At 67.0% G+C, this 12,195-nt stretch carries 11 protein-coding genes; 8 read left to right on the plus strand and 3 right to left on the minus strand.

Going from position 1 to position 12,195, the window contains the following annotated elements; all coding sequences use genetic code 11:
* The first annotated feature begins 50 nt into the window (after positions 1–50).
* From A5699_RS15035 to A5699_RS15045, 3 genes are all read left to right on the plus strand, one after another.
* Entirely contained in the window at positions 51–815 is a 765-nt protein-coding gene (locus tag A5699_RS15035; RefSeq protein WP_067770578.1) for a 3'(2'),5'-bisphosphate nucleotidase CysQ, read from the plus strand.
* A gap of 102 nt (positions 816–917) precedes the next feature.
* Positions 918–2,156, plus strand: a complete 1,239-nt coding sequence (mshC, locus tag A5699_RS15040) for a cysteine--1-D-myo-inosityl 2-amino-2-deoxy-alpha-D-glucopyranoside ligase (RefSeq protein WP_067770580.1) — start codon at positions 918–920, stop codon at positions 2,154–2,156.
* A 25-nt stretch (positions 2,157–2,181) separates the two neighbouring features.
* Positions 2,182–3,066, plus strand: a complete 885-nt coding sequence (locus A5699_RS15045; protein ID WP_067770582.1) for an SDR family oxidoreductase — start codon at positions 2,182–2,184, stop codon at positions 3,064–3,066.
* Positions 3,067–3,088: 22 nt separating this feature from the next.
* On the opposite strand, the gene A5699_RS15050 is transcribed toward A5699_RS15045, so the two are convergent.
* Both A5699_RS15050 and A5699_RS15055 read right to left on the minus strand, forming a co-directional pair.
* The gene (locus A5699_RS15050; RefSeq protein ID WP_067770584.1) at positions 3,089–3,967 is read right to left on the minus strand and encodes a PAC2 family protein; all 879 of its coding nucleotides are present in this window, start codon (positions 3,965–3,967) and stop codon (positions 3,089–3,091) included.
* Positions 3,964–4,116 carry a hypothetical protein gene (locus A5699_RS15055; RefSeq protein ID WP_157561275.1) on the minus strand — a complete coding sequence of 51 codons (153 nt, stop codon included), beginning with the start codon at positions 4,114–4,116 and terminating at the stop codon, positions 3,964–3,966. Before A5699_RS15055 ends, A5699_RS15050 begins: the two co-directional genes overlap by 4 nt.
* A 362-nt stretch (positions 4,117–4,478) precedes the next feature.
* On the opposite strand from A5699_RS15055, the gene metH reads away from it, so the two are divergent.
* The 3 genes from metH to A5699_RS15070 all read left to right on the plus strand — a co-directional run bounded on the left by metH (position 4,479) and on the right by A5699_RS15070 (position 10,518).
* Complete coding sequence (gene metH / locus A5699_RS15060) at positions 4,479–8,183, plus strand: methionine synthase (RefSeq protein ID WP_067770645.1); 3,705 nt, start codon at positions 4,479–4,481, stop codon at positions 8,181–8,183.
* A gap of 76 nt (positions 8,184–8,259) precedes the next feature.
* Complete coding sequence (locus A5699_RS15065) at positions 8,260–8,943, plus strand: HAD family phosphatase (protein ID WP_067770588.1); 684 nt, start codon at positions 8,260–8,262, stop codon at positions 8,941–8,943.
* Between the two features lie 99 nt (positions 8,944–9,042).
* On the plus strand, positions 9,043–10,518 hold the full coding sequence (locus tag A5699_RS15070) for a sugar porter family MFS transporter (protein WP_067770591.1): 1,476 nt from the start codon (positions 9,043–9,045) through the stop codon (positions 10,516–10,518).
* Between the two features lie 15 nt (positions 10,519–10,533).
* Here the strand turns inward: A5699_RS15070 and A5699_RS15075 are convergent, their stop codons facing one another.
* Positions 10,534–11,001, minus strand: a complete 468-nt coding sequence (locus tag A5699_RS15075) for a hypothetical protein (RefSeq protein ID WP_067770593.1) — start codon at positions 10,999–11,001, stop codon at positions 10,534–10,536.
* Positions 11,002–11,038: 37 nt separating this feature from the next.
* Here A5699_RS15075 and A5699_RS15080 point away from each other — a divergent pair, with 37 nt between their 5' ends.
* The gene (locus A5699_RS15080; RefSeq protein WP_067770595.1) at positions 11,039–11,320 is read left to right on the plus strand and encodes a phosphoribosyl-ATP diphosphatase; all 282 of its coding nucleotides are present in this window, start codon (positions 11,039–11,041) and stop codon (positions 11,318–11,320) included.
* Positions 11,321–11,334: 14 nt separating this feature from the next.
* Positions 11,335–12,189 (plus strand): ATP phosphoribosyltransferase, encoded by an 855-nt coding sequence (gene hisG / locus A5699_RS15085; RefSeq protein WP_067770647.1) that lies wholly within the window; start codon positions 11,335–11,337, stop codon positions 12,187–12,189.
* Positions 12,190–12,195: the final 6 nt, after the last annotated feature.

Below are 12,195 nucleotides of genomic sequence, written 5' to 3' on the forward strand. Positions count from 1 at the left end.
CAACCGGCCCCGCCAGCGCACCGGCCTGGCCCGCCACCGATACTTGGTGGGTGCACTCGACCGACGCCGACCTGGCTGCCGCCGTGGCCAAGGAAGCCGGTGAGCTGTTGTTGGCCGTACGCGAGGAGATCGGCTTCTACGACCCGTACTACCTCGGTGACGAGGGGGATCGGCGATCCAACGCCCTGATCCTCGACCGGTTGGCCCAGGCCCGCCCCGGGGATTCGGTGCTCAGCGAGGAGGCGGTCGACGACCTGGCCCGCGTCGACGCCGATCGGGTCTGGATCGTCGACCCGGTCGACGGCACGCACGAGTTCTCGCTGCCGGGCCGCGAGGACTGGGCCGTGCACATCGCGTTGTGGCAGCGCTCGGTCGGCGTCGACGGCGGCCTGTCGGATGCGGTGGTGGCCCTGCCGGCCCGCGGCGAGGTGTACCGCAGCGATGCGGTCAGCCCACCGGGTCCGCGGCGCCCCGGGCCGTTGTTGATCACCGCGAGCTCGAACCGGCCGCCGGCGGTGCTGTGGCGGATGCGCGAGCAGCTCGATTTCCGGATGGTGCGCATCGGTTCGGCCGGGGCCAAGGCGATGGCCGTGGTGCGCGGTGACGTCGACGCCTACATCCACGCCGGCGGGCAGTGGGAGTGGGATTCGGCCGCACCGGCAGGGGTGGTGCTGGCCGCGGGCCTGCACGCCTCCCGGTTGGACGGCTCGGAACTGCGCTACAACCGCGCCGATCCATATCTGCCGGACTTCGTCATGTGCCGCAAGGAGCTGGCGCCCATCCTGTTGGAGGCGATCGGGGTCGCCTCCCGATGAGCGCCGCGGGAATGGATTCGTCGGCGCGGTTGTCTGTCTACCTGAACTGTGGGGACCGACCGGCGGGAGGCCGTCCTGAGCGAGCACCTTAGAGTCGAGGCCATGCAATCGTGGGCGGCGCCGTCAATTCCGGTGCTGAAAGGGCGTGGTCCGCAACTACGGCTGTACGACAGCGCCGATCGGCAGGTCCGTCCCGTCAGCCCGGGCCCGACGGCCACGATGTACGTGTGCGGCATCACGCCGTATGACGCCACCCATCTGGGCCACGCCGCGACCTACCTGACCTTCGACCTGGTGCACCGGCTGTGGCTGGATGCCGGGCACAGCGTGCATTACGTACAGAACGTCACCGACGTCGACGACCCGCTGTTCGAACGCGCCGAGCGCGACGGCATCGACTGGCGCGACCTCGGTGACCGCGAGACCCAGTTGTTCCGCGAGGACATGACCGCGCTGCGGGTGCTGCCGCCGCAGGACTACGTGGCTGCCACCGACGCCATCGCCGAGGTGATCGAGCTGGTCGAGAAGATGCTGGCCTCGGGGGCGGCCTACGTCCTCGACGACGCCCAGTACCCCGACGTGTACTACCGTGCCGACGCCACCGTGCAGTTCGGCTACGAGTCGGGCTACGACCGCGACACCATGCTGCGGCTGTTCGGTGAGCGCGGTGGTGACCCGGAGCGGGCCGGCAAGAGCGACGAACTCGACGCGCTGCTGTGGCGGGCCGAGCGTCCCGGCGAACCCAGCTGGCCCTCGCCGTTCGGTCCGGGCCGGCCCGGCTGGCATGTCGAGTGTTCGGCGATCGCGCTGACCCGCATCGGCACCGGGCTGGACATCCAGGGCGGCGGCAGCGACCTGATCTTCCCGCACCACGAGTTCTCCGCGGCCCACGCCGAATCGGCAACGGGGGAGCGGCGTTTCGCCCGCCACTATGTGCACGCCGGGATGATCGGCTGGGACGGGCACAAGATGAGCAAGAGCCGCGGCAACCTGGTGCTGGTGTCGCGACTGCGCGCGCAGGGGGTGGAGCCCTCGGCCATTCGGCTGGGATTGTTCGCCGGGCACTACCGCAGCGACCGGTTCTGGAGCGACGCCGTGCTCGCCGAGGCCACCGACCGGCTTGCGCACTGGCGCAGGGCCACCGCACTGCCTGCCGGACCGGATGCCACCGATGTGGTGGCCCGGGTGCGCCAATATCTCGCCGACGATCTGGACACCCCGAAAGCTCTTGCCGCACTTGATGGTTGGTGTACCGATGCGCTGGCCTACGGCGGGCATGACCCCGCCGCACCGGGATTGGTCGCGACTGCGGTCGACGCATTGCTGGGTGTGGACCTGTAGCTGGGCGCGGCGGTACGTTACCGCCATGGGTTCTGTGAACGGGAAAGTCGTGTTCATCACCGGCGGTGCGCGCGGGATCGGCGCCGAGGTGGCCCGCCGGTTGCGACGTCGGGGCGCCAAGCTCGTGCTCACCGATCTCGACGAGGCCCCGCTGAGCGCGCTGGCCGCCGAACTCGGCGAGGAACATGTGCTCACCGCGCTGGCCGACGTGCGCGACCTGGCTGCCATGCAGAAGGCCGCCGATGCCGCCGTCGAGCGCTTCGGCGGCATCGACGTCGTGATGGCCAACGCCGGTATCGCCAGCTTCGGCTCGGTCATGCAGGTGGATCCCGAGGCGTTCAAGCGCGTCGTCGACATCAACGTGGTCGGGGTGTTCAACACCGTCCGGGCCACGCTCCCGGCGGTCATCCAACGCCGCGGCTACGTACTCGTGGTGTCCTCGCTGGCGGCATTCACCTCAGCCCCCGGGCTGGCCGCCTATCACGCCTCCAAGGCCGGGGCCGAGTACTTCGCCAACACCCTGCGACTGGAGGTGGCCCACCTCGGCGTCGACGTCGGCTCGGCGCACATGAGCTGGATCGACACTCCGCTGGTACAGGACGCGAAGTCCGACCTGTCGGCGTTCCGCGAGATGCTGTCCAAACTGCCGCCGCCGTTGAACCGGACCACCACCGTCGACGCCTGCGGCGCGGCCTTCGTCAAGGGCATCGAGGGACGCAAGAAGCGCATCTACAGCCCGGAGTGGGTGGGGGCGTTCCGCTGGATCCGGCCGGTGGTGTCCACGTCGCTGGCCGAACGCGACATCCGCAAGTTCACGCCGACGCTGCTGCCCAAGCTGGACGCCGAGGCCGCCGCGCTGGGCCGCTCGACCAGCGCCCGCATCGAAGCGCTGGAGAAACCCGAGTCCTAACGGCGCCGGTTGAACAGGCCGCTCAGCGGCCTCTCCGCCGCAGGTAGCGCTCGAACTCCGCCGCCAACGCGTCACCATCGATCTTGCCGAGCGCCTCGTTCATGTCCACCTCGGCGTCGCCACGCTGCTCCAGCGACGCGACGTACTCGGCGATCTCTTCGTCCTCGGCCGTCATCTCGGAGACGGCCTGCTCCCACTCCTCGGCGGCGGCGGGCAGATCGGCCAGCGGCACCTCGACGTCGAGCACGTCCTCGACGCGGCGCAGCAGGGCCACGGTGGCCTTGGGGCTGGGCGGTTGGGACACGTAGTGCGGGACCGCCGCCCAGAACGTCACCGCCGGAATCCCGGCCTGCACACAGGCATCCTGGAACACCCCGGCGATCCCGGTCGGACCCTCGTACCGGGTTTCTTCCAGCCCGAACACCTTCGCCGAATCCGATGAGTACGCCGAGCCCGACACCGGAACCGGCCGGGTGTGCGGGGTGTCGGCCAGCAGCGCGCCCAAGATCACCACGGTCTGCACATTGAGCTTGTCGGCGATGGCCAGCAACTCCGCGCAGAACGTACGCCAGCGCATGTTGGGTTCCACCCCGTGCATCAACACCACATCGCGGTTGCTGCCCGGGGGACGGCAGTGCGAGACCCGCATCGACGGCCACACCAGCTCCCGGGTGACGCCGTCGACCTGACGGATCACCGGGCGGTTCACCTGGTAGTCGTAATACGACTCGTCGTCGATCTCGACGATGGGTTGGGCCTCCCAGATCGCATCCAGGTGGTCCAGCGCGTCACTGGCCGCGTCGCCGGCGTCGTTCCAGCCCTCGAATGCCGCCACGATGGTGGCGTCCTTCAGTTCGGGCAGGTTGATCGGCCGGCCGGCGTTCGGATACGACGGTGTCACACCTTCAGCGTAAGCCTTCCGATGGTGCCGATGAGCGCGTTGCGCGCGCGGGTCGTCGCGGGGTCGAACAGCATGTTTGATAGACCGTCTACCCTGTTGATGTGACTGTCGCTGACACATCGGTCGATGGCATCGACCTGGGCAGCCAAGTGCAGACCGTCCGCCGGCCACGCGCCGCGGAGATGAAATATGGTCGGCCACAGCCTGGTTAGCCTTGGTGACGACGACATTGCCGACAAGATCCGCGGGCGGTCGCGGTAGACGCGACGGGATGGGTGTCCAGACGTCGATCGGGTGACGACGTAGACTTTTCTGGTCGAGAGGCGTTGCAACGGTTATCGGGGGGGCCGGACCCCTGCGGTATCCGCCACGCTCGGCAGAGACAAGGACGCCTTCCGCTACGGAAGGAACGTACGTGAGCACTTCTGAGTCGAATACCTCTGAGTTCAATTCGTCTGGGTCCAATGCGTCTGGGTCGAATGCGAAGGCGTCGGACACCTTCGAGCCGAACATCCGCCCCGACTGCACCGAGGACCTGACGGCTACCCTGCGCGAGCGGATCATGGTGATCGACGGCGCGATGGGTACGGCGATCCAGCGCGACCGCCCGGACGAGGCCGGTTACCGCGGCGAGCGGTTCAAGGACTGGCCCAGCGATCTGCAGGGCAACAACGACCTGCTCAACCTGACGCAGCCGCACATCATCGAGGCGATCCACCGCGAATACCTCGAGGCCGGCGCCGACATCCTGGAGACCAACACCTTCAACGCCAACGCGGTGTCGCTGGGCGACTACGGCATGGAGGAGTTCAGTTACGAACTGAACTACGCCGGCGCCGCGCTGGCCCGGGCGGCCTGCGACGAGTACAGCACCGCTGACAAGCCCCGCTACGTCGCCGGGGCACTGGGGCCGACGACACGTACCGCGTCGATCTCACCGGACGTCAACGATCCCGGAGCCCGCAACGTCTCCTACGACCAGCTGGTCGCCGCCTACCTCGAATCAGCCAAGGGCTTGGTCGACGGTGGTTCCGACATCATCATCGTCGAGACGATCTTCGACACGCTCAACGCCAAGGCCGCGGTGTTCGCCCTCGAGACCCTGTTCGAGGAGCGCGGCCGGCGCTGGCCGGTGATCATCTCCGGCACGATCACCGATGCGTCCGGGCGGACGCTGTCCGGCCAGGTCACCGAGGCGTTCTGGAACTCGATCCGGCACGCCAAGCCGCTCGCGGTCGGCCTCAACTGTGCGCTGGGCGCACCGGAGATGAGGCCCTACATCGCCGAGATGGCACGGGTCGCCGACACGTTCGTGTCCTGCTACCCGAATGCCGGCCTGCCCAACGCCTTCGCCGAGTACGACGAGACGCCGCAGCGTCAGGCCTCCTACATCGCGGAGTTCGCTCAGGACGGCCTGCTCAACCTGGCCGGCGGATGCTGCGGCACGACGCCCGCGCACATCGCCGAGATCGCCAAGGTCGTCGAGGGGAAGCCACCGCGGCAGGTGCCCGAGATCCCGGTCGCCACCCGGTTGGCCGGCCTGGAGCCGCTCAACATCACCGAGGACTCCCTGTTCGTCAACATCGGTGAGCGCACCAACATCACCGGCTCGGCCCGCTTCCGCAACCTGATCAAGGCCGAGGACTACGACACCGCGCTGTCGGTGGCCCTGCAGCAGGTCGAGGTCGGTGCACAGGTCATCGACATCAACATGGACGAGGGCATGATCGACGGCGTCGCCGCGATGGACCGGTTCACCAAGCTGATCGCCTCCGAGCCGGACATCAGCCGCGTCCCGGTGATGATCGACTCCTCCAAGTGGGAGGTCATCGAGACGGGCTTGAAGAACGTCCAGGGCAAGCCGATCGTCAACTCGATCTCCATGAAGGAGGGCGAGGAGAAGTTCATCCGCGAGGCGCAGTTGTGCCGCAAGTTCGGCGCCGCCGTCGTCGTGATGGCCTTCGACGAGCAGGGGCAGGCCGACAACCTGGAGCGCCGCAAGGAGATCTGCGGCCGTGCCTACCGAATCCTGACCGAGAAGGTCGACTTCCCGGCCGAGGACATCATCTTCGACCCGAACTGCTTCGCGCTGGCCACCGGTATCGAGGAGCACGCCACCTACGGGATCGACTTCATCGAGGCCTGCGCCTGGATCAAGGAGAACCTGCCCGGAGTGCACCTCTCCGGCGGTATCTCGAACGTGTCGTTCTCGTTCCGGGGCAACAACCCGGTCCGCGAGGCGATCCACGCGGTGTTCCTCTACCACGCCATCAAAGCGGGTCTGGACATGGGCATCGTGAACGCGGGTGCCCTGGTGCCCTACGACTCGATCGATCCCGAGCTGCGGGACCGCATCGAGGACGTGGTGCTCAACCGTCGCGCCGACGCCGCGGAGCGGTTGCTCGAGATCGCCGAACGCTTCAACAAGTCCGGGAAGGACGAGGACCCGCAGGCTGCCGAGTGGCGCTCCCTGCCGGTCCGGGAGCGGATCACCCACGCCCTGGTCAAGGGCATCGATGTCCACGTCGAGGAGGACACCGAGGAACTGCGGGCCGAGATCGCCGCGTCGGGCGGCCGCCCGATCGAGGTGATCGAGGGTCCGTTGATGGACGGGATGAACGTCGTCGGGGACCTCTTCGGCTCGGGCAAGATGTTCCTGCCACAGGTGGTGAAGTCGGCCCGGGTGATGAAGAAGGCCGTCGCCTACCTGCTGCCGTACATCGAGGCCGAGAAGCAGCCCGGCGACTCCAAGGACACCAACGGCACGATCGTGATGGCGACGGTCAAGGGCGACGTCCACGACATCGGCAAGAACATCGTCGGAGTTGTCTTGCAGTGCAACAACTTCGAGGTGATCGACCTCGGCGTGATGGTGCCGGCGCAGAAAATCCTGGATGCGGCCAGGGAGCACGACGCCGACATCATCGGGCTGTCCGGCCTGATCACCCCGTCCCTGGACGAGATGTCCAACTTCGCCGTCGAGATGGAACGCGAGGGCCTGGAGATCCCGTTGCTGATCGGTGGCGCGACCACCTCGCGCGCGCACACCGCGGTGAAGATCTCGCCGCGGCGTAGCGGTCCGGTGGTCTGGGTCAAGGACGCCTCCCGTTCCGTGCCGGTCGCTGCCGCGCTGCTCGACGACAAGCAGCGCCCGGCGCTGCTGGAGGCCACCGAGAAGGACTACGCGGCCTTGCGCGAGCGGCACGCCCAGAAGAACGAGCGGCCGATGCTGACGCTGGAGAAGGCGCGCGCCAACCGCACGCCGATCGACTGGGACGGCTACACGCCGCCGGTGCCCGCCCACGGTCTCGGCGTGCGAGATTTCCACGAGTACGACCTGGCCGAGTTGCGCGAGTACATCGACTGGCAGCCGTTCTTCAACGCCTGGGAGATGAAGGGCCGTTTCCCCGACATCCTCAACAACCCGGCCACCGGTGAGACCGCCCGCAAGCTCTACGACGACGCCCAGGAGATGCTCGACACGCTGATCAAGGAGAAGTGGCTGACGGCCAACGGGGTGATCGGCTTCTTCCCGGCGAACGCCGTCGGCGACGACGTCGAGGTCTACACCGACGAGAGCCGCACCGAGGTGTTGACCACGCTGCACAACCTGCGCCAGCAGGGCGAGCACCGCGACGGCATCCCGAACCGATCGTTGGGAGACTTCATCGCTCCCAAGGAGACTGGGGTGCCGGACTATATCGGCGCCTTCGCCGTCACCGCCGGGCTCGGCAGCCAGGACAAGATCATGGAGTTCAAGGCCGCCCTCGACGACTACAGCGCCATCCTGCTGGAGTCACTGGCCGACCGGTTGGCCGAGGCCTTCGCCGAACGCATGCATCAGCGGGTCCGCGAGGAGTTCTGGGGATACCAGCCCGACGAACAGCTGGACAACGACGCGCTGATCGCCGAGAAGTACGTCGGCATCCGTCCCGCCCCCGGCTACCCGGCCTGCCCGGAACACACCGAGAAGGCGACGCTCTGGAAGTTGATGGACGTCCATGAGCGCACCGGCATCGAGCTGACCGAGTCGATGGCGATGTGGCCCGGCGCGGCGGTCAGCGGCTGGTACTTCTCGCACCCGCAGTCGCAGTACTTCGTGGTCGGCCGGGTGGCCCAGGACCAGGTCGCCGATTACGCGAAGCGCAAGGGCTGGACCCTGGCCGAAGCCGAGCGCTGGTTGTCCTCCAACCTCGCCTACAACCCGGAGGACTGAGCCGAAACCCGGCGCCCCGCAGTGCGTTGAGTCACATGATTTCGCGAGCTCGGTTGTGCGATGGGACAATCGGATCATGCGGGCGGTGCTGTGGGACATGGACGGCACCCTTGTCGACTCCGAAAAGCTCTGGGACATTGCGATGCACGCGCTGTATGCCCGCATGGGCGCGGTGCTCACACCCGAGGTGCGCGAGTCCACGGTCGGCGGCTCGTCGGAATCTGTGATGCGCATCGTCTACGACGACCTCGGTCTCGAGCCGGATCCGGCCGCGATGGCCGAGTCGGCGGATTGGTTGCACGATTACACCGGTGAGCTGTTCGACCAGGGCCTGCCCTGGCGGCCGGGTGCCCAGGAGATGCTCGAGGGATTGTCCGCGGCGGGCGTCCCGATGGCGCTCGTCACCAACACGCGCCGAGATCTCGCCGAGCGAGCCTTGAATAGCATTGGCCGCCATTACTTCTCGGTGATCGTCTGCGGCGACGAGGTACCGAACGGCAAGCCGGCACCGGATCCGTATCTGCGGGCCACCGAGCTGCTCGGCGTGGTGCCGGCCGACTGCCTGGCAGTCGAGGACTCGGTGACCGGTACGACCTCTGCGGAGTCCGCCGGCTGTTCCGTGCTGGTGGTGCCCAACGACATCGAGGTGCCGCAGGGCCCGGGCCGTCGGCACGCGGAAACGCTGGGCGCCCTCGGTGTCTGGGATCTGCGTTCCATCCACGCCGAACTGGCCGTCGGCTCGGGTGCCCGCGGCGTCTGAGACGCGCCGAAGTCAGCTACCCGGATATGGCCCGACCTTTGGGCTCACTGTGCCAAGGTGATGATGACTGGTCACCCGACGGCGCGGAGAGGACAGGTCATGTCACATGGTCCGGTAAGCGGCGGTACTTCGTCGGTCCACGACGACGAGTATTTCTCGTCGGGGCGCAGCGCCGTGCGGATCGCTTCGGTCGCCGCCCTCGGTGGGTTGTTGTTCGGCTACGACAGCGCGGTGATCAACGGCGCGGTCGACGCCGTCCAGAAGAACTTCGACATCGACAACAAGATCCTGGGATTCGCGGTGGCCTCGGCACTGCTGGGAGCGGCCGTCGGGGCGCTGACGGCGGGCCGGATCGCCGACCGCATCGGTCGACTCGCCGTCATGAAGATCGCCGCGGTGTTCTTCTTCATCAGCGCGATCGGCACCGGGCTGGCCCCCAGCGTCTGGGTGGTGGTCCTGTTCCGCATCGTCGGCGGCATCGGTGTGGGCATCGCCTCGGTGATCGCGCCGGCCTACATCGCCGAAACCTCACCGCCGGGAATCCGCGGACGGTTGGGGTCCCTGCAGCAGTTGGCCATCGTCTGCGGCATCTTCCTGTCGCTGAGCATCGATGCGCTGCTGGCCCGCCTCGCCGGGGACGCCACCAAGGAACTGTGGCTGAACATGGAGGCGTGGCGGTGGATGTTCTTGATGATGGCGATTCCGGCGACCGTCTACGGTCTGCTGACGTTCACGATCCCCGAGTCGCCCCGGTATCTGGTTGCCACACACCGCATTCCCGAAGCACGCAAGGTGCTCTCACGGCTGCTGGGCGAGAAGAACCTCGAGATCACCCTGAACCGCATCCAGGACACCCTCAAGCAGGAGAAGCCCGCAGCCTGGCGTGATCTACGTAAACCGACCGGTGGGGTCTACGGCATCGTGTGGGTGGGTCTTGGCCTGTCCGTTTTCCAGCAGTTCGTCGGCATCAACGTGATCTTCTATTACTCGAACGTGCTGTGGCAGGCCGTCGGATTCGACGAGAATTCGTCGTTCGTCATCACCGTCATCACCTCGGTGACCAACATCTTGACCACGCTGATCGCGATCGCATTGATCGACCGGGTGGGCCGTAAACCGTTGCTGCTGATCGGGTCGTTGGGAATGGCGGTGACACTGGGCACGATGGCCGTGATCTTCGGTACGGCAAAGACGCATGAGGTACTCAACACCTCGACGGGTTTGATGGAGCAACAGCCCTTCCTCGGTGGTATCACCGGTCCGATAGCGCTGGTCGCGGCCAACCTGTTCGTGGTGGCCTTCGGTATGTCATGGGGGCCGGTGGTGTGGGTGCTGCTCGGAGAGATGTTCCCCAACCGGATCCGCGCGGCCGCGCTCGGTCTGGCGGCCGCGGGGCAGTGGGCGGCGAACTGGCTCATCACCGTGTCGTTCCCGGAATTGCGCAACATGCTCGGGGCGGCATACGGGTTCTATGCGATCTGCGCGGTGCTGTCGTTCCTCTTCGTGTGGCGCTGGGTCGAGGAGACCAAGGGCAAGAACCTCGAAGACATGCACGCCGAGGTGTTGAAGACGTAGCGGTACACCTGGCGCTCAGGCGGGCGGCTCGTAGTCGTCGATGTACGGCCCGGCGCCGATACTGCGGGCGATCTCGACGGCCGCCTCGACCAGCTTCTCCGGGGAGATGTCCCGGTGGGCCAGATAGACCTCGCAATCACCGACGAGGACCCGGACGCTGGCCAGCGTCGTCTGCACCAGGGCGAACTCGTCGGGCTCGTCGCGTCGCACCTCATAGGTCGCCGGTGTGAAGTCCGCTGCCTGACGTAACTCCTCACGCGCCACCGTCGCGTCGTCGATCGGATGGATGGCCACCGTCAGCGCCGCGGCCGCGGCGACATCCGGACCCCAGGCCGCCGCCAGGCAATCGAGGGGCCGGATCGGATTGGCGGTGCGGTTGTTCTGAATCAGGTGCTCGACGGGAAGATGCTTGGCCAGGATCGCCCGGATCTCGGCGACCCGGGCGGTGTACGTCGGCAACGGGCAGTCGGCTGATTCGCTCACGCTTCTATTGCACCGCACAAACCGACCCCCACCGAGCATGAAACAATTCACTGCTGTGAAGACCTTCGATGCCCTGTTCGCCGAACTCAGCGACAAAGCGCGCACCAGACCCGCCGGTAGCGGCACGGTCGCCGCACTTGACGCCGGCATCCATGGGCTCGGCAAGAAGATCCTGGAGGAGGCCGGCGAGGTATGGCTGGCCGCCGAGCACGAGAGCGACGAATCGCTCGCCGAGGAGGTCAGCCAGTTGCTGTACTGGACGCAGGTGCTGCTGCTCTCCCGCGGTCTGACCCTCGACGACGTCTACCGGAAGCTGTGAACGTGGCCGATCAGATGTTGCGCGTTGCCGTCCCCAACAAGGGGTCACTGAGCGAATCGGCCGCCGAGATCCTCTCCGAGGCGGGATACCGGCGCCGGCGTGATCCCAAGGACCTGACCGTCGTCGACCCGATCAACAACGTCGAGTTCTTCTTCCTCCGGCCCAAGGACATCGCGATCTACGTCGGCTCAGGCGAACTCGACCTGGGCATCACCGGACGTGATCTGGCCGCCGATTCGGATGCCCCGGTTCGTGAACGCCTGGCGCTGGGATTCGGCAACTCCACGTTCCGCTACGCCGGCCCGGCCGGTCGGGAGTGGACCACGCAGGATCTGGCGGGCAAGCGCATCGCGACCTCGTTTCCGAACCTGGTTCGCAAGGATCTCGCGGCGCAGGGCATCGAGGCCTCGGTCATCCGGCTCGACGGCGCGGTGGAGATCTCGATCCAGCTCGGTGTCGCCGACGTGATTGCCGACGTGGTCGGCTCGGGTCGCACGCTCGGGCTGCATGATCTGGTGGCGTTCGGTGCGCCGCTGTGTGAATCGGAGGCAGTGCTGATCGAACGCGACGGCGCTCAGGGCGACGGCAACGCCGCCGCGCGCGATCAACTCACCGCGCGGGTGCAGGGTGTGGTCTTCGGCCAGCAGTACCTGATGCTGGATTACGACTGCCCGCGTGCGGTTCTGGAGAAGGCCACCCAGGCGACGCCGGGGCTGGAATCACCGACCATCGCACCGCTGGCCGATCCGGACTGGGTGGCCGTGCGCGCGCTGGTGCCGCGCCGCGACGTCAACGCCATCATGGATGAGATATCGGCGATCGGCGCCAAAGCGATACTGGCATCAGATATTCGGTTCTGCCGTTTCTGATCGGCG

The sequence above is a fragment of the Mycobacterium sp. E802 genome (assembly GCF_001666875.1).
Lineage (GTDB): Bacteria > Actinomycetota > Actinomycetes > Mycobacteriales > Mycobacteriaceae > Mycobacterium.

Coding starts and splice junctions, on each gene's coding strand:
- mshC (WP_067770580.1), top strand. CDS start 918: ATGCAATCGTGGGCGGCGCCGTCAATTCCGGTGCTGAAAGGGCGTGGT.
- A5699_RS15045 (WP_067770582.1), top strand. CDS start 2,182: ATGGGTTCTGTGAACGGGAAAGTCGTGTTCATCACCGGCGGTGCGCGC.
- A5699_RS15070 (WP_067770591.1), top strand. CDS start 9,043: ATGTCACATGGTCCGGTAAGCGGCGGTACTTCGTCGGTCCACGACGAC.
- hisG (WP_067770647.1), top strand. CDS start 11,335: ATGTTGCGCGTTGCCGTCCCCAACAAGGGGTCACTGAGCGAATCGGCC.
- A5699_RS15080 (WP_067770595.1), top strand. CDS start 11,039: ATGAAACAATTCACTGCTGTGAAGACCTTCGATGCCCTGTTCGCCGAA.
- A5699_RS15065 (WP_067770588.1), top strand. CDS start 8,260: ATGCGGGCGGTGCTGTGGGACATGGACGGCACCCTTGTCGACTCCGAA.